A 24,285-nucleotide genomic window follows, 5' to 3' on the forward strand; every position below is an offset into this window, starting at 1 on the left:
AATGGAAACCATGATATGTGTCCCCATCTTTGAAAGGACATGTGAAGCTGTTATTAAATCCGCGGAAAGGGCCATAGAGGCAGGAGCCGATATCCTGGAGCTCAGAATAGACGCCCTCAAAGGGGCATCGGGGGCTGAGGTGAAAGGGGTCATAGAGGATATTGGCTTTCCTGTAATAGCAACAAACAGATCCCCAGAGGAGGGAGGCCACTTCAGTGGCACTGAATCTGAGAGGATAGAACTCCTGAGCTCCGCTGCCGAGGTGGCCCGATATGTTGATGTTGAACTCAGCACCGACCCTGAGTACATCGAGAGGGTCACGTCCGTTGCCGCCAGGAGCATCATATCCTACCATAACTTCACCGGGACACCATCACTTGAGGCCCTCCTGAGGATAGTCCGGATGGAGAAGGAATTCGGGGACATTGCAAAGGTGGCGGTCATGCCCCGGAACATGGCAGACACCATAGTGGTTCTCCAGCTGCTCTCGGTTGAGGACAATACAATAGCAATATCCATGGGGGAAGCCGGGAAATACACGAGGGTCGCAGCTGCCCTCTTCGGTGCCCCAATAACCTTTGCATCAGCGGACCGTTCAACAGCACCAGGACAGATGGACGTCCGTATCACCAGGAAAATGATTGATGAACTCATGCCGGAGGATTGAAGATGAAGAAGGTTCTGATTATCCTTGCAGTGCTTGTCATCGCTTTTGCAGGTGCATTTTACTATACTGAGAACGCCAATTCGGTTGATATCACAATAAAGACTGACGGGGTTAACATCACGGTCGAGGCAGACACCATATTCTTCCAGAAAACTCCACCTGAGATGGAGCAGAAGATCGGTGAATACATGGCGGACGTCATTAACGACCCTGACAGTACCGTTGAGACAATAAAGGCCAATGTTACAGATATAGCAAGGAGTTACGGCTACAGTAAGGTTGATGTGACCATTGAGTCACAGTTCGGTGTTGACCAGCTCCCCATGCCAGCCGTTGTGAGCGGTGACTCCATGTACCCGACGCTCAGGGATGGGCAGGAACTCATAGTGCTCAAGACAGACGACTACAAGGTTGGGGATATAGTTATAGCCAAGCACCCAGAGTATGGCCTCATCGTGAAGAGGGTGGGTAAGATAGAGCCCACCAGGGTGTACCTTATGAGCGACAACAAGAAGGTTGAGCGCATCTACACACCAACATCTGTGATCGTGAGGACGCCCCTCAACACATGGGTTCCGAAGTCAGCCATTGTGGGTGTTGTGAAGAAGTACTGAAAACACACACTTTCTCCCTAATTCCTACGTACTGAAACCCCAGACCTCCTCCCTAACCCCTTCTACGTTTTCTACTACCTGGAACGATGAAGCTGATGAAGAAACCCGCCATTAGTATCAGTGAAAGTGTTCTGAATGTCTGCCTCATTGCTGAACTCACAGCTGCATTCACGATTTCCCTGTAATCCCCGGTTACCTTGAGCTTTATCTTAGGTCTTTCTGTGTGCATCTTATCCACGTAACTGATTATTGATGCCTCTATCTCCTTCTCAGTTGCACCTGGAGCTAAATCCGAATCCTTCACCGCATCGACAGCACCGTAGAATATTCCTGTGATGAGCAGAACCCCTATGAGGGCCGTTCCAATTGAATACCCCAGATTCTTGCAGCAGTTCAAAAGACCTGAGGCGTCGTTCTCCATGTCAGAGGGCACTGCTGACATGGTGAGGTTCGTGCTCTGTGAAAGGAGAAGCCCAATACCCGATCCAAAGAGGACCGCCCCCGGATGGATGGCCGATACTGTGGTATTGATATGAAGGGTGTTTCCCAGAACGAACGCCCCCAGTGCGGATATCAGGAATCCCACCATTAAAACACTCCTTGCCCCTATCTTAACCGAAATCCTGGATCCCCCTATTGAGAGGATGAAAACCGCCATCGCCGCTGGGAGAAGCGTGACACCGGTCATGAACGGATTCATGCCAAGGACCATCTGGAGGAAAACAGGCATTACAAACAGAAAGCCCGCCAGAGGTATCTGCTGTATAACTGTAATAAGGTTCCCCAGTGCGAATCTGTGGTTTCCAAGAAGTGTAACATCTGATAATGGTTCCTTCCCGATTTTAATCCTCCTGAGTTCCCATAAAAGGAATATTGAAAAAAGAACTATGCCCGCTGCAAGAATTGCTGATGCATAACCCCAGTGACTTGGTCGGTTCATGAGGAGGATGCCCATGACGATCATGGAAAGGGATACAACTGACAGGACAGCCCCCATAATATCAAATTCGCTCCATGATAGCCCCGGTTTTGAATAGGTGATGTAACGCCTTAAAATCAGTATAATAGCTATGAATATGAGTTCAGAACCGAATACAGCCCTCCATGAAAGGTATGTTGTGAATACACCCCCAACTATTGGCCCCAGCGCCGCGCCCATTGCGGCTATACCTCCCCATATGCCAAAGGCAATCACGCGGTCTCTTCCCTCGTAGCGGCTACTGACCATGGTGGTTGTGGCTGGCAGGATAAGGGCAGCGCCCACGCCCTCAAGGATTGACCAACCAAGGAGGAGCATGGCTGCATTGACGCTGAGGGCTGCAATTATGGTACCTGATGCATAGACCATAAGCCCGGTGAAAAAGGCCCTTCTTCTTCCAAGTATGTCCTGTAATTTGCTTCCTGTAAGAAGAAATGATGCTATTACAAGTGCATAAATTGCTATGATGGCCTGCAGTGTTGAAAGGGTTGTATCAAGGTCAACCACGAGTGTCCTGATGGCCACGTTCATGGCTGAAGAATCCAGGACTATTATGAATACCGCTATGCAGGCTACTGATACTACCCCCCATTTTCTGTCTCCATCCAATTTAACCCCCTCCTATCCCCCTAAACTAATCCTGCACCAAAAAATTCTGATACCGAGATTTTTCAAGCACTCTAAATTTAATTAATTTACCATTTATTTAAAATTAGTGTATTAATAATCATTTTTCAGAAAAAATTTGAATTCCAGGATAAAAAATTAATTAGGTGAACTCAGAGAGCCTCTCAATCCTTCTGAGCATGTTTGGGTGTGTTGAGAGAAGTTCAAGTATCCTTGCACCCACACCAACCTTTACTCCACTGTACTTCACTCTCTGAAGCTCGGCCATGCTTATGGTGCCGTCCATGTCAATGTCAAGCTGGCTGAGATCATTTATCTCATTTCTGGCATCGGACACATCGTTAAGGAAGAACGCCTTAACACCCTCAACCTGCTTCAGCTCATCCCTGTCAAATGCAGCGGAGCCATAAACCAGTTTGTAGAGCGCACTTGCAAGTTTGTGTGGCTGACCACCGATCTCCACACTGCCCTGGTCCGCATAGTACTCCCTTGTCCTTGATATGAAGAGGACTATCAGCTGGCCAAGGAAGTAGGCTATGAGTGCCGCGATTCCAACCAGGGTTGCATCGTCGTCCCTGCTGTATATGGTGCTCCAGAATATGTAGTAGCAGATGAGTGGAACCGCGCTCACAAGGGTCATGACTATCATGTCACTGTGCCTTATGTGGGATATCTCGTGTCCAAGGACGGCCCGGAGTTCCTCCTCATCAAGGAGGTTCAGTATGCCCCTCGTTACACATACCCTGCCGTCTGATTTTGTTCTCCCGAAGGCAAAGGCGTTGGGCACTGCAATCTCTGCAATTCCAACCCTGGGTTTGGGTATTCCTGCATTCCTTGCAAGTTCATCCACCATGGCGTGGAGTCTGGGGGCCTCGGCCTCACTGACGTAGTGGACGTTCATTGTGAGTTCCACTATCTTGGGGGAGAGGAGGTACTGAAGGAACACTATGCCAAAACCAAGCAGGGCATAGAACAGTGGACCGCCGAATCCCATGAGGGCCCCTATTGCTATGAGTATGGCGTAGATTATACCAAATAAAAGTGCTGTTGCCAGGAACATCCTTAGCTTCAGTTTCCATGTGCTGAGTTTTCTCATTTTGGCTTTTTCCTCCATCATGGTATTAGTTACAATGAGTTATTTTATTCTGAGGGGATATAAACTTTTTGTTATTTATTGACATCAAATTATTAAAAGTCGGATCACTGCGTTCAGTTATATGGGTGCAGATATATAACCCCAGAGGTGCAGCTAATTAGAAATATTCTTATTAATTTGCCATCATTCCTTTTATCCCTTACTTTTATTTCAACGGTCCATACTGTGATGGCGGGTAACAGAAGGTATTTGGTGAGAAGACATTTTTAGGGTAACAGCTCACGGTGTTGTGTTCCTTCTCTGGGAGGATGTTATCTGGTCGCTGATCTAAATCATTATCACAGTATTTATATATCTTCTTTGACATATTTTCCATTAAATGAGTTCCAGTTGATCAATATGAAGCATCTATGGAAACTTTTAATTATTGTGATGGTATTTGCCCTCATGGGATCCTCACAGGCCGTGCATCTTGGAAACAGGACCTACGGGTACGTTGAAAAGGATTACTACGGGGATCTCAACTCAAACGAAACCATTGCAGTCATCATAGGCGTCCACCCCCAGGAGTCAGGTATACACAGCGCAGTGAGAGAGAAGATTCAGACATCAAACCTCACAAAGAGGTATGTCCTCTACAGTGTCCACGTAACCCGAGACGTGAATGATTACTCAAGGGGCCGTATGAACGGCCAGCTCCTTGCAAGGGACTTCATAGTACCAGATATAAAGAACGAGAAGCCCATGTTCGTCATAGACTGCCATGAGAACCACTACCATAACAGTGGATACGCCTATCCACGATTCCTGGACATAATATCAGAGAACACCGCAACCATCAACTACACTGACCAGATAATAGCCCGCATGAATTTCCTGAAAATCTACAGGCCCCCAAAACCAACAAGCCCCCAGTATGTCACAATACCAATAGCGTCACAGGGTTACAATACAGTGATCTATGAGACATACTTCTATGACACCTACTCACGGAAACTCAGCGACGCGGGTCTTCTGGTAAAAGCACTTGACGGCCTTCAGAGATACACGGCAACCGGGCCCAGTGTAACCTCAAGCAATCCCAAATGGGGGGGTATGACCACAAGAAGACCCCTCATCAGGGTCACATTCTCTGGTCGCATAACACCGGGCAGATACTGGAACAGCATAGCACTCAGGAACCAGTTCGGGAAAACCGTGAGGATTAAAAAGTGGGTGAGCGGCAACACCCTCAATGTGAAACCCCTATCCAGACTCTCAGGAAACAGGTGGTACACCCTCGTGGTGCCCGCTGCAGCACTGGTGGATTCCCCACAGAAGAGGTGGACCCTGAAGTTCAGAACGGGGCGAAGGTGAAGACACATTAAAAATTCACTTATTAAATTCTTTTTTCTAGATCCCCTATCGATTTACCATCATTCACCAGTTTTTCTAATCCTGAAAAAATAAAATTCTTTTTTCTAGATCCCCTATCGATTTACCATCATTCACCAGTTTTTCTAATCCTGAAAAAATAAAATTCTTTTTTCTAGATCCCCTATCGATTTACCATCATTCACCAGTTTTTCTAATCCTGAAAAAATAAAATTCTTTTTTCTAGATCCCCTATCGATTTACCATCATTCACCAGTTTTTCTAATCCTGAAAAAATAAATATAAAGCTCAGAAAAAACCAATCTATTAATCAAATGGCTCAGATGATGCCATTACCCTTAAGAAGTTTTCTGGGGTTCTTAACAAGGGCATCCTCAACCTCTGATTCATTGAGTCCAGCTCCAAGACCCACGCGGCGTGCCGTGTCATAGTCAAGGAGGTCCCCAGGTGCATGGGTGTCGGTGTCAATGACAACCGGAACCCCCACCTCACGGGCAACACCTGCAACATGCCCGTTACCCAGGCAGTGCCCCTTCCTTGCGCTTAGCTCAAGTGTAACACCATTCTCACGGGCAAGTTCAGCATCATCCACCGTTATGAGGCCAGGGTGTGCCAGTATATCAACCTCCGGGCAGCTCACAGCCGCATGATTGGTGCCTGGAATCACAGGTTCAACGATTGTTTCCCCGTGCACAACAATGATCTCAGCCCCCAGGCCCCTTGCCCTCACTGCAAGCTTTTCAATTATCTCAACAGGAGCATGTGTTATCTCAGCCCCCGGTATGACCCTGATGTCCCAGTTATCTCCAATATCCTCAACCGCGTCTATTAGGGATGTTATGGTGTTTATATTCGAGGCGTCTATGTGGTCTGTGATGGCTATGGCCTCATGTCCCAGGACACACGCCCTCCTTGCAAGTTCGGATGGCAGGAGCTCACCGTCACTCAGGAGGCTGTGGGTGTGAAGATCAATCCTCTTTCTGATGTCAGGTCCTCCTTAAAAATCATTATATTTATGTTACAATATACCAGTGAACAGTTAGAGTATGTCCAGGGAAGTATTTAAATGAAGCCCACCGTCTTTGTCCCAGCACATATAACCGGATTCTTTGAGGTTGTAAGGGCCGATGATCCCCTGAGAACAGGTTCCAGGGGCGCAGGGGTAGTCCTTGACCGTGGAGTTGAAACCTCCATAAAGGTCAGGGGTTCCGAAGATAAAACGATTGTTAGGGTCAACGGAAAGAAAGAACACGGGGAATCAGTTAGCCTGCGTTCCCTTGAAATCCTCAGGGAAATCACAGGGTTCAGGGAGGGTGTGAGCATACACCACAGGGTTGATGTCCCCCTAGGGTGTGGTTTCGGAGCATCCGCAGCCTGCGCCCTGGGGAGCGTCCTTGCAGTTGTAAGGGAACTTGAACTCCCTGTCACGGTCAACACTGCAGGTTCAGTGGCCCACAGGGCCGAGGTGGAACTTGGAACAGGGCTGGGGGACCTGATAGCCGAGATGACCGGTGGGATAGTCATAAGAACCCGGGAGGGCCCGCCTGGATACGGGAGGACAGACAGGATCACTGACAGGGGCCTATATGTCTTAACAGAGACCCTTGGGGAGCTTGACACGGCATCGGTCATCGGTGATGAAGCAAAGGTTGGGGAGATAAACCGGATGGGTGCCGGGATGATCCGTAGAATCCTGAGGGAGCCGACACCCAGGATGTTCATGGAACTCTCCCATGAGTTTGCCACAGGAACCTCACTCATAACCCCTGAACTCAGAGAACCCATGGAGGCCCTATCTGAGGGGACGCTGGGGGCATCCATGGCGATGCTGGGTAACACGGTATTCGCCCTGTCAGAAGACCCTGATGCCGGGGGCGATGATGTGTATGGAATTGACTTTTCAGGTGCAAGGTTTCTGTGATGCTGGAGTTAAAGGGTAGAAGACCATCTGGGGGGTTTTATGGGTGATAATGAACATATCTGTGGATTTAGGGGGAAAATACTTTAAATTAAAAGATTATATTAATCACTGTTCCTATCTCTGCATCAGGGGCCCCTGATGAATTGTGTTAAGGGAATGCTCAGGTGAGGCCATGATAAGACTGGTATATGATATAAAAATCTACCGGGACGTCCTCAGGGAGGTCCTGAGGCCCGGGGACACCGTTGTTGAACTGGGGTGCCACATAGGAAACTCAACACGCATAATATCTGACCTTGTGCAGGATGGCAGGGTGGTGGCGGTTGATAACAGCCCAGAGGCGGTTGATGTTATGGAGGCCCTGAGCAGGGAGAGGGATAATGTTGAATTCATATCAGGGGATGTTCGCCTCCATGAAACCCTTGAAGAGGTCTGCAGTATGATTGAATCCTGCGATGTGCTCAGCGTTGACCTTGGAGGGGGTTACCATCCAGATACAACCTTCAAGGTGTACTTCATATGGTCATCCACACTCAAACCAGGGGTCTCCATCATAAGGAACCGGGGCCTCTTGGATTTTGTATGCTCATCCATCACCGAAGAGTCATTCACCTCAGGGTATGGATGGCTTGAGTCAAGTGGGGACGCTGGAATCCCACCAAGGCTCAGGGAATTTAAACTCTGGTCCAGTAAAATCTACAAGGAGGGTGCCCATGATAGGCAAAAGGATTAGAATTGAGAGGATAATCAACAGAAAGACGGACAGGACTGTCATAGTACCCCTTGACCATGGGGTCTCAATTGGACCCGTTAAGGGGATAATAGACATGGCAGGGACCATTGATGAGGTGGCAAGCGGCGGAGCCAACGCCGTCCTCATGCACAAGGGAATGGTGAGGAGCGGACACAGGGGGTACGGGAGGGACATCGGCCTCATAATACACCTCTCCGCAAGCACGGGCCTCGGCCCTGACCCCAACCATAAGGTGCTTGTCACCTCGGTTGAGAAGGCCCTCAAGCTGGGCGCCGATGCAGTATCAGTCCACGTGAACGTGGGATCCGAGAGGGAGCCAGAGATGCTCATAAAGCTCGGTACCGTGGCTGAGATCTGTGACGACTGGGGAATGCCACTCATAGCCATGATGTACCCCAGGGGTGACAGGATAAAGGACGAGCACGACCCTGATGTTGTTAAGCTTGCAGCACGTGCAGGTGCAGAGCTGGGTGCAGATATAATAAAGACCAACTACACCGGTGACCCTGACACCTTCAGGGAGGTTGTGAAGGGCTGCCCTGTCCCTGTGGTGATAGCGGGGGGTCCAAAAATTGAGACAGAGGAGGAACTCCTCCAGATGGTCAGGGACTCCGTCGATGCAGGTGGTGCCGGTGTCGCCATTGGAAGGAACATCTTCCAGGCAGATTCCCCCGCAGATATGACAAGGGCCATTGCAGGTATAGTCCATGACGGCCTTGAAGTTGAGGATGCCGTCAGGATACTCAGAGGTGGCGACTGAGATGAAATTCGCATGGCTGATGGCCCCCGACACCTACTGGGATGAGAAGAAGGCCTTCATAACAGCAGCCCTTGAATCAGGGATAGACCACATAGTGGACACCTCTGATGGCGAGAGGATAAAGAAGCTTGGAAGCCTAACCCTGATATCACCTGAGGAAGAGGCAGACATAGTACTCATTGGAAAGGATGGGGAGGGCGACGGAACCCTGGAACTCCCCGAGACCCTTGATTACTCAAGGGACCTTGAAATGGCAGCTGAGCTTAAATCCGGGGGTAAGGAGGTTGCGGCCTACGTTGAGATAAGGAGCAAGGCCCACGAGAAACTCGCAAGGAAACTGGGCCGTATCGTGGACTACCTCATACTCGTGGGTGAGGACTGGAAGATCATCCCCCTTGAGAACATAATAGCGGATCTCCAGGAAGAGGACGTTAAACTGGTCGCTGCGGTGGCAGATGCCGATGAGGCGAGGGTTGCCCTTGAGACCCTTGAACACGGAACCGACGGTGTACTCATAGAACCGGTGGACATCTCACAGATAAAGGCCATAGCAGAGCTCCTCGAGGAGATTGAAAGTGAAACCTATGAACTCAAGCCCGCCACGGTAACCAGGGTTGAGCCCCTGGGCTCCGGTGACAGGGTCTGCGTGGACACCTGCTCAATGATGGACGTCGGTGAGGGTATGCTGGTGGGCAGCTACTCACAGGGTCTCTTCCTGGTGCACAGCGAGTCCCTTGAAAGCGAGTATGTGGCTTCAAGGCCCTTTCGGGTGAACGCCGGACCTGTCCAGGCCTACGTCATGATACCCGGTGGCAGGACAAAGTACCTCTCTGAACTTGAAACCGGTGATGAGGTCCTCATCGTTGACAGGAACGGGAGGTCAAGGACCGCGGTTGTCGGCAGGGTTAAGATCGAGAAGAGGCCCCTGATGCTTGTTGAAGCAGAGTACGAGGGCGTGAAGGTGAGGACACTCCTGCAGAACGCCGAGACAATAAGGCTCGTGAATGATAGGGGTGAACCTGTATCTGTCAGTGAGCTCAGTGAGGGTGATAAGGTCCTTGTCTACTTTGAGGACTCTGCAAGGCACTTTGGTATGGCCATAACAGAGACCATAATCGAGAAATGAGTCCGGTAGATGGTGGGTTGAATCGCCATCAGCAGCCCACCCCCCCAGATGGGATACTATGTACAGCGTCAGGCTCATAACGCCCTGGGAAAAGGATGAAATCCTGGCTGAACTCTCCAGACTCAGACTCTTTGAGAGGAAGGCCAGCCTCCATGGGGCCTGCGTCAAGCTCCTCACAGATGACGTGTCATTCAAGGAGGAGTGGGAGGACAACTTCAGATTCATGAGCGAAGATGTGAGGCCCCATGCAAAGGTATTCGCTGTGTCAGATGGTGGTGACCTGGAGGTTCTCTACGAGGCAAATTCAAAGACAGTCATAATCAAAAACTGTGATTACTATGGCTGGGTTAAGAGCATAGCCCTTGCAGCGGTTGCCGACTTCTTTGAGGAGTACCATTCAGAGCACCGCCGCTACTCGGTCCATGGATCAGCCCTCGACCGTGAAGGGGAGGGAGTTGCGATCATAGGGCCGCCGGGTACAGGTAAGACGACCCTCACCTATGGCCTGCTCCTTGATGGGGCCTACAGTTATGTTTCAGATGACTGGTTCTTCACCCGCCTCCTTGAGAACGGGGTCCTCGTTTATGCATCCGAGAAGAACTCCTACATCCGGGACGATATGGGGATGGTGTGGAAGGAGTACTCCTCCCTCCTGGAATCTGTGAAACTGGATGCCAGATCCCGGGGAGTCGCAGATGTTGGGATGCTCTTCGGGGGGCGGATAAGGGAGTCCACCACACTCAAGAGGGTTGTTCTCCTTGAGAGGAACCCTGATAACCCCCCAATGAGGAGGCTGGATCCAGATGAGGGTCTGAAGTATCTGCTGGAAAATGACTTCTGCAACCCCCACCAGCTTGTAAGGGATGAGAGAAAGATGGGGCTTCGCAGGAGGTTCTTCAGTGAACTCCTGGGTAGGGTGGACCTCCACATACTCAACACCATTGAAACACCGGCCAGGAGCCTTGAAAGGCTGAAAAAACTTGACAGGTAATACACGGAGGATCATGAAATGAAGGTCAGGGCCTTCCTTGCAGTTGATGTTGACGATGAATTAAGGGAAAGGGTATGTGAGATACAGGATATCCTGAGGGGCGCCGATGCCCAGATAAAATTCGTTGAACCTGAGAACCTCCACTTCACCCTGAAATTCTTCGGTGATGTGGGTGAGGGCAAACTGAAGAGGATAAGGGGGATAGTTGAGGAAACCCTGAAGGGTTATGAACCATTCGACCTTCACGTGATGGGGGCGGGTGTCTTTCCCAGCCCGCGCTACATCCGGGTGGTGTGGCTTGGTGTTGAAAACCCGGGGGTATTCTCAGAGCTGCAGAGGAACCTGGACCTGGAATTTGCCAGGCTAGGATTCCGTAAGGAAAGGGAGTACGTACCCCACCTGACCATCGGCCGGGTCAAGGGTCCGAGGAACCGTGAGAAACTTGCAGCCCTGATAGGGGAGCTTGAGAATGTGGACGCCGGGACCCTCAGGGTTGACAGTGTCTCACTTAAAAGGAGTGAGCTCACACCGGAGGGACCCGTCTACAGTGACCTCGAGGTCTTCAGAATCTGATTAATTTTAATTGATATGGTGGACAGGCAACAGTGTGCACTGAGAATATTAAATGGATAACATGGTGAATAAACATGGACTACAGCAGGATACTTGAGAGTATAAAACCCAGAGGAGAAGAATATCAGCGGGTCATGGAATTATCAGAGAGCCTTGTTGAATGTATAAATGAACTTGCAGCGAGCAGGGGGATCGATGCTGAGGCCTTCCTTGTGGGTTCAGTTGCCAAGGGGACCTGGCTCTCAGGCGGCGCCGACATCGACATATTCATCCACTTCCCCCTGGACACCCCCGAGGATGAACTGAAGGAGAAGGGCCTGAAACTCGGGTACCTCTGCATAGAGAGGTTTCAGGGAGAGGCCGAGGAGAGGTATGCGTCACACCCCTACGTTACAGGACACATAGATGGTTACGAGGTGGACTTCGTCCCCTGCTACAGGATATCCAATGCCTCAGAACTCAGATCCGCCGTTGACAGAACCATACTCCACACCGGGTATATCCAGAGGAACCTTAAGGAGGAGCAGATGGACGAGGTTCTTCTCCTCAAACAGTTCATGAAGTCAACAGGGACCTACGGATCCGAGTTCAGGGTTGGAGGGTTTGCAGGTTACCTTGCAGAACTCCTGGTTCTCCACTACGGGGACTTTGAGGGGGTGCTTAAAGGCGCCCTCAGCTGGAGGCCCGGGTACATCATAGACCTCGAGGGTCATGGTACCGGTGGGGGCTTCCAGGAGCCCCTTGTGGTGGTTGACCCTGTAGACAGGAACAGGAACGTTGCGGCGGCACTCACACTGCAGCGGATGGCTGAATTTGTAACTGCAGCCAGGAATTTCCTTAGGGACCCGAAACCAGAATACTTCAGAAAACCACAGTACACCTCAGATCCCGGTGAAATACTTGAAACCATTGAAAAAAGGGGCTCAAAGGTCATCCTGGTATCCAGCGGGGTGCCTGATGTCCCGGCGGATGCCCTCTACCCCCAGCTCAGGAAGACCCTTGATTCCATAGTCAGGAACCTGGAGAATGAGGGTTTCTCGGTTCTTGGGGCCGACTACTGGAGCGACGAATCAAGTGTCGCTTCTATGCTCATTGAAATGGAAATCTGGACGCTTCCATCCTACAGAAAGAGATACGGACCCCCTGTCTGGTCCAGGCGACACAGTGAGAGGTTCACAGAAAGGCATGAGAGAGTATGGGTTGAGGGCCCAAGGCTTGTGGTGGAATCCCCAAGGAGGGATAGGAACGCGGTTGACTACATTAAAAGGCTCCTATCAAAACCTGAAAGGCTCAAAATGGGAAAACACATACGCAAAGAACTGATAAATGGCTTCAGTGTTGATTTCCTTGAGAATGCCATTGAATCACTGGACCCTGAATTTCTGATGTTCCTTGACGCCTTCCTGAATCCCTGGAAGGCCATCAGAAGATGACATTATGATTCCCTTTCATAAACAAATTTCGGAACGGCACTCTTAAGGGGATCAAACGTCTCAGGGTTCTTAACCTCCATGCATATCATGCTGACCTTTGAGTGGAGTGATGTGGGGAGTCTCAGTATCCTCTTGAGGTCAATTGTGACCTTGGCGTCCACCATCTTCATGTTTATCCCGGCAACCCCGGCAACCAGCCTCGGGTAGACCCTGGGGCCTATCCTCCTCTTGAACTCCCCCCACCTGTCCTCAAGGAGGAGCTCCCTGTTCTTCACAACTTCACGGACCGTCCTTGCTGTGACATTCTCTATCCTCTCATCACCCCTCATGTGGAGGAAGACGTGCTTCGCCCTCTCTGTGAAGACCCTGTGGTACCCGAGGGGGATGGAGAAGTGTTCCATCTCATAGGATTCGCCGCTGTGTATGAATTTCCTCCTGGGCCTGCGTGCGCCGGCAGTGTACCTCAGGATCTCAGCCCTCACCTCTGATCCGAGTTCCATGACCCCTGGGTCAAGGACCCTTATATGGTATCCCCTCCCCGAGTATACCACGTGCACGTCCCCCAGTCCCAGGTCTCCCCTGAGGGTGTCAACCATCATGAGGACCAGTTCCCTTGCCTCATCAAGGCACGTTTCACAGACACCCTCACAGTCACATGACCTCACAGGAAGGTCCTTGGCGTCCACGTCAAAGATGAGTTCAGATCTCTGCCAGCCCCTCCTCTTACCCGGCTCCCTGTAGAAGGCCACGGAGGAGTAGGCTGCAAATGGGAACCTGGCCCTCATGAACCTTGAAAGGCGTTTCTCATCATCGAATACCCTGTACCTGTCGCTGGGGCCCCTGCCTGTATGGTCAAATCCGAACTCCCTCATATGGATGTTCCTGGCTATGAAGTCCGGGAGTTTCCTTACATCCCACTCTTCACGGTAGTATCTCTTCCTCTCAAGGGGTGTTGCGGCCTCAAAGATCCTATCAGTCCTCCCCTTTCTGTTCTGACTTCCCCTTCTGGAGCTCCCACCTCTTCCTGTTGTAGTAGGTGAGGGGGTTGTTGATCCTCCTGCAGAGCTCATCGGGTCTGCAGAGGTCGGGTAGGTGTATTTTGATCTTCTCGCAGCTCATGGGGGTGTACCATTTACTCTCACCCTCATGTTCGGGTTCAGGTTCATCATGGACACCGAACCCCAGCTTCGCGGTTATGTTCAGTTTCTCCTGGGGGTCGTCCTCAAATAGGGGTGGTTCGCACCTTTCTGCTGCCTCGTATATTATGGGGAGTATCTCCTCCCGGATCACCCTGAGGTCGGGGTCAAGGTCTGAAACCTTGAGGGGTGTCCTGTCCCTGAAGACCGAGGGGTATAGCCTTGCATAGGATATGAATGAGGTGAGGAGGAGGACTATGGCGTCGTTCCTGTTACCTGACTTCACACCATCCATGGTTCCCCTTATGCATGGGGGGAATGCTTCCGGGACGAGTTTACCTGGCCCTGCAGATTTAACCGGCCCACCCCTGAATGGTGTGGCCTCATTAACAGTCTCCCTTATCCTGTCTGCTGTTTCAAGGAGGATTGGGTGGGGTTCCACTGTGGAGCTCATCTCAGAGACTCTGGCGATGTATTCCTCTGTCTTCTGCATTATTATGCGGGATATCATTGTCTCCTTGAGTTCCAGGCCCACAAGTGCCTCGTAGAGGCTCCTGGGGTCCCTGTCGGTTATCCGATCATGGAATGTCATGAGGAATTCGTCCTCATCAATCACCACCCTGCCCCTGTGGAGTATGAGGTCCGTGAGCCTCAGCTTACCTGATCCGATGAGTTCTGAGAGTTCCATCCAGCTGGTTCCTTCGGATCCAAGTTCAATGAGGACTTCCTCGATTATTTCATCCCTTTCACTTCCAAGGACCCTGAAGCGGTCCTCCACAAGGGCCCCTGTAGATTCAACGACCAGTCTTACCTCCCGTGAACCCCTTCTGAAACCCGCCCCTGCCGCCTGTGCAAGGACATAGAATGCAATTACATCGTACTCCTCTATCCTGGGGTTCATGAGGTATGCGTAGTCCCCATGATCAAAACCCCTCCTCTGCCTCCTGAGGTACCATTCCAGTCTCTTGATGGCAAGTTCACCTATGCTCCCTGGGAGGAGTGAATTGTCATCAAGGTTCTGGCCCCTTGTACGTTTAACTGTATCCAGGAGCGCATTGCTGGCCTCGAATACCGTGTCAGGGGATCCATAGTTTCTTACAATTTCCCTGGCATCCTCTGAGAATGGGTTTATGAAAAGTGAAGACACCATGTTTAAACTGTTTACCGATGTGACCCATAAAGATATGGGTCCATGCTTCACAGTTACCCATGATATAGCAGTTCAGCAAGGATTCAGCCCAGAAGCCATGAAAAGGCACATATAAACCTTGATGTTCTGAAGGGGCCCCTGAACTGGTTCCATGAAAATGGAGATGGTTTTAAATTCCCTCACATAAATTTATATAGAGGTAAACCGTAAATCTAAACTGTATCTTAATGATATTACTCATCTTATTCTAATCCGTTTCATGATTCAAGGAGGAGTTGAGTTGAGCAAAGTATTTATCACCTGCGCACTTCCCTATGCCAATGGGCCCACGCATCTCGGTCATCTGAGGTCAACCTACATACCTGCAGATATATATGCAAGGTACAGGAGGCTGAGGGGTGACGATGTCCTGTTTGTGTGCGCCACAGATGAACATGGGACACCCATAGCCGTCAAGGCAGAGAGTGAGGGCCTGGAACCCATTGAAGTTGCCACAGAGTACCATGAGATGATAAAACGTGACCTTGAGGAATGCGACATATCCTTTGACAGTTTCACAAGGACAACCGATGATCTGCACTACGAGATAGCCCAGAACTTCTTTCTGAAACTCTATGAGAAGGGTTACATATACGAGAAGGACATAAAACAGCTCTACTGCAACAGCTGTCAGCGCTTCCTCCCGGATAGATATGTTGAGGGGACCTGTCCCCACTGCGGAGGTGAGGGTGCCCGTGGAGACCACTGCGAGAGCTGTGGAAGGCACCTTGAACCCCTCCAGCTTGAGGATCCCGTGTGCATGGTGTGCGGGTCAGAGCCCGTGGTGAGGGATTCAAGGCACTACTTCTTCCGCCTCAGCCAGTTCCAGGATGAGATCAGGGAATGGATTGAGGAATCAGATATGCCCTCAAATGTTAAGAACTACGCCCTGCAGTGGCTGAGGGAGGGCCTCAGGGACTGGATACTCACAAGGGACATGGACTGGGGGGTCCCTGTACCCCTTGAGGGAAATGATGGTAAGATAATCTATGTCTGGGGTGAGGCCTTCCTTGGATACATATCATCTGCTGCAGCCTGGAGCAGGAGAACCGGGAAGCCCTGGAGGGAATACTGGGATGCCGGCGCGGTTCACTTCATAGGAAAGGACATAATATACCACCACGCCATATTCTGGCCAGCCCTACTCATGGCCTACGGGTGCAGAACCCCTGAGAACATAATAGCCGGGGAGTACCTTTCACTTGAGGGGAGGAAGATGTCCACGAGTAAGAACTGGGTTGTCTGGACATCAGATTTCCTTGAAAGATTCCCCAAGGACCTTCTGAGGTACTACCTCACAGTCAACGCCCCCCTGACCAGGGACACCGATTTCTCATGGGACGACTTCCAGAGGAGGGTCAACGATGAACTGGCGGATGTCCTTGGAAACTTCCTCCACCGTACCTTCTCCTTCACAGGGAGGTTCTTTGACGGCAGGGTACCTGAACCATCAGAACTCACAGCAGAGGACGAGGAGTTCCTCAACTCCATAAGAAGAGCCCCTGATACTGTGGGTGAGCTCCTGGAGAACTTCCAGTTCAGGGACGCCCTGATGGCAGTGATTAAACTTGCAAAGAAGGGTAACAAGTACTTCAACGATCAGGAACCATGGAGGGCCATTAAGGAATCACCTGAGAGGGCCTCAACATGCCTCTACCTATGCAACCTCCTTGCGGCCAACCTAGGGAAACTCCTAATGCCCTTCATGCCGTCCTCAGCAGAAAGAGTGCTCTCCATTATGAACATGGAGGATGAATCATGGGGCTTCCATGAACTTGAACCCGGCTGGGTCATAGAGAGGGCCAGGCCCCTCTTCTCAAAGATAACCGATGAGGTAATTGAAGAGGAGAAATCAAAACTCATCAAGGAGGAGGATAGTGTGTCTGAAACCGTGACAATCGATGACTTTGCAGCCCTGGACATCAGGGTGGGTATTATAAGATCCGCTGAGAGAATAGAGGGGTCAGATAAGCTCCTCAAACTCATGATAGACGTGGGTGAAAGGGAAATGCAGGTGGTTGCAGGCCTTGCAGAGAAGTACAGCCCCGGGGATCTCCTTGAAAGGAAGGTTACGGTCCTTGCCAACCTCAAACCCGCCAAACTCTTTGGTGTTAAATCCGAGGGTATGGTCCTTGCAACCGGTGAATCACTGAACATACTGGACCCCGGTGATGCAGGTATCGGTGAACGGATAATGTAGACGTGATACAACCTTCTGATAATTCGGTATGCTGTGCCTGGCTGGAGAATAGTATGAACGAATCAGGTCTAATTGCAAGGTCAGAAAGGTTTCTGGAGAGTATAAGGGATAGAAGAATCTCTGACGACGATCTTAAGTCGCCGGAAGCACTCCTTAATCTCTACATCTACCTCCGGGGAAACCTTGAGGAGCTTCAGGATCTGAAGGAGGCCATGGAGCTGAGGGGCTTCAAGTACCCCTTCAGGTCAATATCCGGGTACAGCACCCACCAGTCCCCTGAAATCGCTGAGGACATCCACGACATAAAGAGGCACGCCCAGTACTTCCGCATGAAGGCATCTGTAAAGAAGAACCTCCTTGACAGGGTTAACTCTGCAATCTCATCCCACAGGATAGCCCTCGGTAACATTGAGGAGTACGTTTTCCTCAAATGCCATGAATGTTCAAGGACCCTGCGGCTGGGGGAGGTGGAGCTCCATGACCCGGAGGGGAGTGTTGAATGCCCCTGTGGATCAGATAACCTGAAGGTCAGGTTCAATGACCGGGCACTATGCAGGCCAGAGATAATACCGCACCTCCCCCTCTCAGGGGATTACATGGTGAAGATGTCCGAGCTGAGCCTCTGGGCCAGGAAGGCCCTCAAGAAGATAATGAGGCTCCTTAAAAATGAAAAGAAGGGGGCTGTAAGATCGGCCACACTGGTTATAAGGGTCCTTGAGGATGGTAGGTGGATCAGAAGGCGCATAACCCTTGACAGTGAAGATGATGACTACGAGAGGATGCTGAGGCAGAGGTATGGGCCAAATGTGAGGGTGGAGCTGATACAGTTCCACAGGAAAAAATCCAGCATAGTGAATGACAGGTACACCAGGACCGCCCTTGCACTTGCATATGCCGGGCTATCCCAGAAGATAATAGATGAGATACGGGATGCGGTCTACAGGGAGAACCTCAGGGATTACGATGCCGTGGAGAGGTACCGGGAGATAGTCTTTGATGCCAGAACATATTCGCCTGATCTCAGGATTTCCGAGGATGAACTCAGTGAGGTACGATTGCAGAGGATGCACAGGCTAATCCATGAAGCAGGTCTTGGTGATGAGAACGGTAACCTGAACCCCCTGCTAAAGGAGGACCTTGAGACAATGGAGGAACTCAAGAGGGAGATCTTCAGGGATGTTCCCGTGAACCTCATTCTCTGGGATGTTGCCTTCTACTACCTTGGAACATCCCTGGACCGCCGCTCCAAGTACTCGGGTCCTTTCCCCAACCTCAGACCCGTACTTGACAGAACACAGGTGAGGACCTTTGATGAGTTCAGCGAGGACGCCCTGGAACTCCTCAGAGGGTACTGGAACTGTGGAATGGTCTACATTGAGAACATGGGGGATGTTCTCATGAGAAAATTTGAAATTGAGGAGAAAATGAAGGGGCTACACATGAAACCTGACCCCCTTGCATTTGGGGCCGCTGTGCTGCACATGGAGACGGATATTGATGCTGAAACATGCGCTGAACTCTTCCATGTGAGTGTGGAGGATTTGGCCGAGGAGGAGAGGAGCATTGAAAACCTGGGTAAGCCATCTACTGACAGGGCTAAAATGTTTCTTAACCTTATAAAAGGTGATTGAGTGGTTTTATGGCAGAAAAGATCCATTTAAATCAGCCTCTTACTTCAAGGCGGATAATTGAGATCCTTGAGAAGAACCCTGACCTCAAGAAGATCACATGTCCCATAAGCCTCTATCACCGTACATCAAAGAGGTACCTTGAGGCCCTTGAGGAAATTGGAGTGGAGGTTGAACCCGTTAAGAGAATTGGGAGACCCCGGAAGTACACAGAAAAGGACGTTAAGATGGTGCAGAACCTTTTAAGGGAGGGTAAGACCCCAAAACAAATTTCGGGTATCACAGATATTCCTCTGAAGACTGTCTACTACCTCAAGGGCGATATGAAACTGAAGAGGGGTAAGAAGAGGAAGTATGATAAGAGTACACGCCTCAGGGTCCGTGAAATGGCCAGAAAGGGCGTTCCAGCCAGAAAGATTTCTGAGGAGCTGGGGATACCCCTCAGAACAGTATACTATATACTCAAGAATGGCTGATTATCTGAAAATTTTATAAACGAATTTATGCAGTTAACTAGTATAGGATAAATCCGGTGATTTTATGGTTCTGAACTTTACACCTGAATATTCATCTGTACTTATCGTATCAATAATCTGCTGTATCATCTCATTTACATCAACATATACAGTTATGCCAAGGCTCATAAGTAAGCTCAAGGATGCCAACGTCGTTGGAAACGACATACACAAAATCTCAAAGCCCATCGTGGCAGAGATGGGTGGTATCGGGATACTCTTTGGGTTCACGATAGGAATGTTTCTGGGGATGTACTTCTTCCCGCGTCTCCACTATGAACTCATGGTGACGCTCCTTGTGATACTACTCGTGGGTATAGTGGGGATGGTTGATGACCTTGTGAGGCTCTCCTCACGTGAAAAACTCTTCCTTCTATTTCTTGCAGGTCTTCCCATAATATGGGTGGCTCCCCCCAATGTTGGAATACTCTACATGATCATGATGCCCATTGCAGTCTCAATAGCATCAAACCTCACAAACATGCTTGCTGGGCTGAATGGTATTGAATCTGGCCTTGGATCAATTGCAATGACGGCCCTTACCGCCTCATGTATCATAATGGGCAAATACAATGTCTCCATAATAACCATGGCGATGCTGGGGGCACTCCTGGCGTTCCTCATCTACAACAGGTACCCCTCAAGGGTATTCCCCGGGGACGTGGGAACCCTAATAATAGGGGCCTGCATAGCCTCCGTTGCATTCATAGGTAGGATCAAGATAATAGCACTCATCGTCCTCCTCCCCAACATCATAGATGGCCTCCTGAAGTTCTACAGTGCAGGTGTCGTTGAGAGACACAGGCACAGGCCCACAGAAATCTCAGAGGACGGTAAACTCATAGCTCCACCTGAGGGATTCAACTCCCTCATAAGATGGATACTTAGAAGACCCATGACCGAGAAGAGGGTTGTGATGATAGTGTGGTCAATTGGGGTATTCTTCGGGGCCCTTGGGGTTCTACTTGCATTCATACTCCCTCTGGACCCATTCTAAGAATCTTTGTGGTCAGAAACTTTAGAACCTTAAGTGGTCAAGTACGTATAAGGAGCCCTAGAACCTTAAGTACGTATAAGGAGCCCTAGAACCTTAATATTCCATGATCTTCCAGAGTATCTGACTTCTTGACCTCAGAAACTGTAGAGTTTATTGAGGAGCTCAAGGGTCACGGACTCCATCTCCCTCTCATCCAGTTTCTGGAAGATCTCAACAGCCCCCCTGAAACCTGATGCAACACCCTCAGGGTTGTTCTCTATGAAGTCGAGGACACCCATGAGGACCATTGCGACGGCAAGTCCCATATCATTGTTTGTCTTTTTGAAAAGATCCTCGGCCTTCTTAAGGTACTTCCTTGACTCGCTGAAGTCCTCATTTTTAAGTGAATAGGTCCCTAGGAGCAGGAGCAATGACGCCTCTGTGGCTGTATCACCAATATCCCTTGCAATCTGGTAGGCCTCCCTTATCTGGGCTATGGAGTCCTCATAGGACTGTGACTGGTACATTGTAAGTGATTCAATCCTTTCCACGAGCCTGTCCAGAAATGGCTGAATGGCACCGAGATCCGCCTCTGCCATCTCAGGTTCAGCTTCCTCCTGGAGGCGGTTGAGGCTTGCTATATCTATGGCCTCCCTGATCTTTTCGACCTCCTTGATCTTTTCCCTCAGATCCTTTCTGAGTGGTGAGTTAACAGAGTTATAAATCCGGAGCGCCTCCTTAAAGTACTCCATTGCAGTTTTGATTTTTCTATCACTGAGGTAGACGTCACCCATGGAGTCGAGGGCAAATGCCATGAGCTCCTCGTCATTCATGTCAGAGGCTACCTTGTAGGCCCTTTCAAGGTAATCAAGTGCCTCCCGGCTATCCCCTTCATCAGCATAAAAGCTGGCTATCCTTATTAGGGTATCAAATTCCTCCTCAAGAAGTTCTTCAAGTTTACGCAGGTACTTCTCCAGTGATTCGCCACCCTCATCCCCCTTGAGAAAATCAAATATGCTCAGAATAATTAATATCATCTTCACAGCCCCGGATGTTCTAATAGAAATTATGTGGATATTAATTTAAATAGATATCCGCTAAAGGGAATCTGACAGTTAAGCATCAGCCCTTGGAAATCTACAGCCAGAATCACCCCACAAATAAAAAGATATTAAGGAGTACCATCAGCCCACCAGAAGGCCCTGTTCACCTATCCTGTAGGGCGCCTCCCTGGTCCCTGTGGGGGTACTGGCAGATATCATGGAGCCATCCATGCGGATGTGCACATCGAAGAGTTCAGGGATCCCCTTCTCTATTTCTGGATCAGCAACCCCATCTGTGTATGCCACCAGTGCTATTCCATTGGCCTCCCTCACACGGTTATTGTAGGCCTTGAGCACCCTGAGCACAAGCCGTGGGGGGTTGAATGCCAGTAGAATTGATGCAGAGTCAAAGGCTGAAAGGAATATTCCAGACTCCTGGTAGAGGCTCCTCGTGGCTATACCAACCTTTACCATGAGGTCTGTGGTGTTTTGAAGGGCTGAATATCTTATGTTTCCTGAATCCTGGGGTTTACCACCCCCAAGTCCGGTTGGAAGATCGATTACATGAAGCTTATCACTGAAGGTCTGTATGAACCAGTTAAAGGCCATCGTGTTCCTCTGAAGGTCCCTGTAGCCGTATTCCGCTGCTATGAAAAGGCACGGGGTTCCTGCCTGGAGTCCCCTGTAGATGAACTCCGTTGCAAGTACGGATTTACCTGCCTTGGGGGGCCCGTGACCAGCATGACTGAACCAGGCTCCAGTTCACCCAGGATATCATCAAGTCCAGCTATACCGGTGGTGTAGTTCTCACTCATGATATCCCTCATGGGTTGACCTTAAGGCCATTATCGTCTATGGTGTAGGGGGCGCTGACCCTTCCAACCCCTATCATGGCCTCAACTGTAAGTTCAGATCCATCGAGGTGTATTATGTTATCCACAACTGCCTTGAGCATGGTCTCAACCTTGGGGTCTGCTGATCCCTCGGTGTAGGTGACAATAGCAGTTCCGCCGGCGTCCTTGATTCTCATTATGTATGCTGTGAGGACTCGGACTATCAGCATCTCATCATTGAATGCCATTAGCGTTGTGAGGGAGTCCAGGACAGACCTGAACATGCTGTAGGCTGCAGTTATGTTCCTTATGGCAACCCCCAGTTTCACCATTATATCGGTAGGGTTATGCACAGATGATGAAAGGTAGGTGTTGCCAGCATCAGATGCCGCTCCTGAGATGCTTGATATCGCGTCTATCACATATAGAAGTTCATTCTCCATGTAGCTCTCAGCATCCATACCAAGAACCTGCATGTTCCTCTTAAGGTCCGCCAGACCATAATCTGTGGATATATAGAGACAGGGTTCACCCCCCGCAGTGAAACCATAACTGAATATGGATTTACCAACCTTCGGGGGCCCATAGACAAGTGTAACAGTATTTTCAGGGATCGCCCCCCCACCAATAAGCTCATCAAGACCCCTTATTCCTGAGGGAATTTTAACAATCATTTAACCACCATAGAGAAGTCCAAGGAGGGTTTCAAGTGCTTCCTTCACTCCCCATCCCTCTTTGAGTGAAACAGGTATTATGGGGACATCACCTCCAAGCTTCATCCTTGTTCTTATCTCATCAGGTGAGAGTGCGCCTGGAAGGTCCTGTTTATTGGCAACCACAACCTTCGGTATCGCCTCTGCCCTTGTCTTTCTTATCATCTCCTTGGCCCTTGCGAAGGTTTCAGGTGCGGTTGAGTCCACCAGTATGAATGCGCCGACAGCCTCCCTTGAGAGGACATCCAGTATGAGGTCAAATCTCTCCTGTCCCGGTGTCCCGAAAATATCCGCCATGAAGCCCTTATACTCGAGGTGACCTATGTCCATTGCAATGGTTGTCGGAAATGCCGAAAGGGCCTTTCTGTCAACCGAAACTGCTTTTGTGGATATGGACTTCACAAAGGTGGATTTTCCTGAATTATAGGGACCAGTCACCAGTATCTTGGGCACATAGACCTTAACGCCACCTGGCTGTACAACAAAGAAGAGGACCATGGTTTCAGGGGGCTTGGACCAGTCAGAATGGGCAACCATGAACCCCTGTCCTATTATGACCCTCTCCTCAATGGTCCGCAGGTCAATGACACAGTCCATGAGTGATCTCAGTTTATCCATAAGCTCCCTTTCATAGTCCCATTCAGTGAAGAGGTAGACAAGGTTGACATCCAGTTCAGAGGCCCTTTTGTTCCATGCCTCAACAATTTCAAGGGTGTCACCATTGCCCAGGTAATCTATGATTACAGATAGGCAGTTTATTACCCCCACACCACCGGGAATATCCTCTATTGCACTCAGAACTGTTTCCTTTATCTCTGAGTAATCACTGACGGTGTAACGCTCCTCTGATGGCATTCCAAGGAAGGGTGAACTTCCATCAACGAAGAACATGTCCCCTTTCTCAATGTGGGGCTCGATGTCCCAGCCATAGGATCTGAATTCATATATTATGCTCTCAGGTTCCTCAACGTTGGTGAATACGAATCCCTTCTCACCCTCAGCAAGTCGTCCGTTGAGCATCTGGTAACCGAATGCCTCATAGTCCACTCCGGGGGATGCTGAGAACATCACAGAAGCCCCCTCCCTCACTCCACCGCCCAGGAGGTCGTCGAGTTTCGGGATGTAAGTCCTCTTCAT

General features: G+C 50.0%; 23 protein-coding genes and 1 pseudogene. 14 read left to right on the forward strand and 10 right to left on the reverse strand.

The window, feature by feature from the left end; all coding sequences use genetic code 11:
• The first annotated feature begins 1 nt into the window (after position 1).
• Both aroD and OXN82_RS09090 read left to right on the forward strand, forming a co-directional pair.
• Positions 2–667: a type I 3-dehydroquinate dehydratase gene (gene aroD, locus OXN82_RS03695; RefSeq protein WP_321211989.1), complete on the forward strand. Its 666-nt coding sequence runs from the start codon at positions 2–4 to the stop codon at positions 665–667.
• A 350-nt stretch (positions 668–1,017) separates the two neighbouring features.
• A pseudogene (locus OXN82_RS09090) lies at positions 1,018–1,146 on the forward strand (S24/S26 family peptidase); the annotation flags it as partial.
• 187 nt (positions 1,147–1,333) lie between these two features.
• On the opposite strand, the gene OXN82_RS03705 reads toward OXN82_RS09090, so the two are convergent.
• Together OXN82_RS03705 and OXN82_RS03710 are read right to left on the reverse strand one after the other, a co-directional pair.
• Entirely contained in the window at positions 1,334–2,869 is a 1,536-nt protein-coding gene (locus OXN82_RS03705; protein WP_321211991.1) for an MFS transporter, read from the reverse strand.
• A gap of 160 nt (positions 2,870–3,029) precedes the next feature.
• Positions 3,030–3,983: a zinc metalloprotease HtpX gene (locus OXN82_RS03710; RefSeq protein ID WP_147672040.1), complete on the reverse strand. Its 954-nt coding sequence runs from the start codon at positions 3,981–3,983 to the stop codon at positions 3,030–3,032.
• Between the two features lie 432 nt (positions 3,984–4,415).
• On the opposite strand from OXN82_RS03710, the gene OXN82_RS03715 reads away from it, so the two are divergent.
• The gene (locus OXN82_RS03715) at positions 4,416–5,339 is read left to right on the forward strand and encodes an Ig-like domain-containing protein (RefSeq protein WP_255503713.1); all 924 of its coding nucleotides are present in this window, start codon (positions 4,416–4,418) and stop codon (positions 5,337–5,339) included.
• A 337-nt stretch (positions 5,340–5,676) separates the two neighbouring features.
• On the opposite strand, the gene OXN82_RS03720 is transcribed toward OXN82_RS03715, so the two are convergent.
• Entirely contained in the window at positions 5,677–6,342 is a 666-nt protein-coding gene (locus OXN82_RS03720) for a histidinol phosphate phosphatase domain-containing protein (RefSeq protein WP_147671879.1), read from the reverse strand.
• Between the two features lie 81 nt (positions 6,343–6,423).
• On the opposite strand from OXN82_RS03720, the gene OXN82_RS03725 reads away from it, so the two are divergent.
• The 7 genes from OXN82_RS03725 to cca all read left to right on the forward strand — a co-directional run bounded on the left by OXN82_RS03725 (position 6,424) and on the right by cca (position 12,915).
• Complete coding sequence (locus tag OXN82_RS03725) at positions 6,424–7,278, forward strand: pantoate kinase (protein ID WP_321211992.1); 855 nt, start codon at positions 6,424–6,426, stop codon at positions 7,276–7,278.
• A 172-nt stretch (positions 7,279–7,450) separates the two neighbouring features.
• A complete protein-coding gene (locus OXN82_RS03730) occupies positions 7,451–8,011 on the forward strand; it encodes a class I SAM-dependent methyltransferase (RefSeq protein ID WP_321211993.1) in 561 nt (186 codons plus the stop codon).
• Positions 7,992–8,792 carry a 2-amino-3,7-dideoxy-D-threo-hept-6-ulosonate synthase gene (locus tag OXN82_RS03735; protein WP_321211994.1) on the forward strand — a complete coding sequence of 267 codons (801 nt, stop codon included), beginning with the start codon at positions 7,992–7,994 and terminating at the stop codon, positions 8,790–8,792. Before OXN82_RS03730 ends, OXN82_RS03735 begins: the two co-directional genes overlap by 20 nt.
• Positions 8,793–8,811: 19 nt before the next feature.
• Positions 8,812–9,918 carry a 3-dehydroquinate synthase II gene (locus OXN82_RS03740; RefSeq protein WP_321212147.1) on the forward strand — a complete coding sequence of 369 codons (1,107 nt, stop codon included), beginning with the start codon at positions 8,812–8,814 and terminating at the stop codon, positions 9,916–9,918.
• Positions 9,919–9,976: 58 nt separating this feature from the next.
• Positions 9,977–10,909, forward strand: coding sequence for a hypothetical protein (locus OXN82_RS03745; protein WP_321211995.1), 933 nt, complete (start codon positions 9,977–9,979; stop codon positions 10,907–10,909).
• Between the two features lie 18 nt (positions 10,910–10,927).
• Positions 10,928–11,482, forward strand: a complete 555-nt coding sequence (gene thpR, locus OXN82_RS03750) for an RNA 2',3'-cyclic phosphodiesterase (RefSeq protein ID WP_321211996.1) — start codon at positions 10,928–10,930, stop codon at positions 11,480–11,482.
• A gap of 74 nt (positions 11,483–11,556) precedes the next feature.
• Positions 11,557–12,915, forward strand: coding sequence for a CCA tRNA nucleotidyltransferase (cca, locus tag OXN82_RS03755; protein ID WP_321211997.1), 1,359 nt, complete (start codon positions 11,557–11,559; stop codon positions 12,913–12,915).
• Positions 12,916–12,917: 2 nt separating this feature from the next.
• Here the strand turns inward: cca and priS are convergent, their stop codons facing one another.
• Positions 12,918–13,883 (reverse strand): DNA primase catalytic subunit PriS, encoded by a 966-nt coding sequence (gene priS / locus OXN82_RS03760; RefSeq protein WP_321212148.1) that lies wholly within the window; start codon positions 13,881–13,883, stop codon positions 12,918–12,920.
• A gap of 4 nt (positions 13,884–13,887) precedes the next feature.
• A complete protein-coding gene (locus OXN82_RS03765) occupies positions 13,888–15,201 on the reverse strand; it encodes a DNA primase (protein WP_321211998.1) in 1,314 nt (437 codons plus the stop codon).
• Positions 15,202–15,481: 280 nt separating this feature from the next.
• Between OXN82_RS03765 and metG the strand changes: the two genes are divergently transcribed.
• The 4 genes from metG to OXN82_RS03785 all read left to right on the forward strand — a co-directional run bounded on the left by metG (position 15,482) and on the right by OXN82_RS03785 (position 20,580).
• Positions 15,482–17,440, forward strand: coding sequence for a methionine--tRNA ligase (gene metG, locus OXN82_RS03770; protein ID WP_321211999.1), 1,959 nt, complete (start codon positions 15,482–15,484; stop codon positions 17,438–17,440).
• 53 nt (positions 17,441–17,493) lie between these two features.
• Entirely contained in the window at positions 17,494–19,071 is a 1,578-nt protein-coding gene (locus OXN82_RS03775; protein WP_321212000.1) for a DUF530 domain-containing protein, read from the forward strand.
• Between the two features lie 8 nt (positions 19,072–19,079).
• A complete protein-coding gene (locus OXN82_RS03780; protein ID WP_321212001.1) occupies positions 19,080–19,544 on the forward strand; it encodes a DUF1699 family protein in 465 nt (154 codons plus the stop codon).
• Between the two features lie 64 nt (positions 19,545–19,608).
• Entirely contained in the window at positions 19,609–20,580 is a 972-nt protein-coding gene (locus OXN82_RS03785; RefSeq protein ID WP_321212002.1) for an MraY family glycosyltransferase, read from the forward strand.
• A gap of 134 nt (positions 20,581–20,714) precedes the next feature.
• Here the strand turns inward: OXN82_RS03785 and OXN82_RS03790 are convergent, their stop codons facing one another.
• The 5 genes from OXN82_RS03790 to OXN82_RS03810 all read right to left on the reverse strand — a co-directional run bounded on the left by OXN82_RS03790 (position 20,715) and on the right by OXN82_RS03810 (position 24,285).
• Positions 20,715–21,596, reverse strand: coding sequence for a tetratricopeptide repeat protein (locus tag OXN82_RS03790; protein ID WP_321212003.1), 882 nt, complete (start codon positions 21,594–21,596; stop codon positions 20,715–20,717).
• 147 nt (positions 21,597–21,743) lie between these two features.
• On the reverse strand, positions 21,744–22,292 hold the full coding sequence (locus OXN82_RS03795; RefSeq protein ID WP_321212149.1) for an ATPase: 549 nt from the start codon (positions 22,290–22,292) through the stop codon (positions 21,744–21,746).
• Positions 22,250–22,429, reverse strand: coding sequence for a hypothetical protein (locus OXN82_RS03800; RefSeq protein WP_321212004.1), 180 nt, complete (start codon positions 22,427–22,429; stop codon positions 22,250–22,252). Before OXN82_RS03800 ends, OXN82_RS03795 begins: the two co-directional genes overlap by 43 nt.
• Positions 22,426–23,109, reverse strand: coding sequence for an RAD55 family ATPase (locus OXN82_RS03805; RefSeq protein WP_321212005.1), 684 nt, complete (start codon positions 23,107–23,109; stop codon positions 22,426–22,428). Before OXN82_RS03805 ends, OXN82_RS03800 begins: the two co-directional genes overlap by 4 nt.
• Positions 23,110–24,285, reverse strand: coding sequence for an ATPase domain-containing protein (locus OXN82_RS03810; protein WP_321212006.1), 1,176 nt, complete (start codon positions 24,283–24,285; stop codon positions 23,110–23,112).

Origin of the sequence: Methanothermobacter sp. DP (assembly GCF_026692625.1) — an archaeon.
GTDB lineage: Archaea > Methanobacteriota > Methanobacteria > Methanobacteriales > Methanothermobacteraceae > Methanothermobacter > Methanothermobacter marburgensis.